1 pseudogene is annotated in these 247 nt (G+C 40.5%); it reads right to left on the bottom strand.

The annotated features are described in order from the left end of the window. Window positions 1-247, bottom strand: a pseudogene (locus R2R70_RS22270) (malate synthase G); the annotation flags it as partial.

The raw sequence follows: 247 nt of genomic DNA, 5'->3' as shown, positions 1-247 counted from the left end.
CGATTGCATATTTCACAACATCACTATGAGACGCATCTTTTAAAGCAATGGCTTCATCTAATAATTGCTTAGCTTTAGCAATAACTTTTCCCCCACGAACCGGGTTATAGCCTTTACCGATTTCCGCACCATCTTCTTCACTGATTGCATCTGTACCATATAGTGCATCATATAAACTTCCCCAACGTGCATTAGCAGCATTGATTGCATAGCGTCCATTATTTACAGGTACCACTAATTGTGGACC

Source organism: Cobetia sp. SIMBA_158 (assembly GCF_046566945.1).
GTDB classification, from domain to species: domain Bacteria; phylum Pseudomonadota; class Gammaproteobacteria; order Pseudomonadales; family Halomonadaceae; genus Cobetia; species Cobetia amphilecti.
This window is presented reverse-complemented; position numbering and strand designations above follow the sequence as displayed.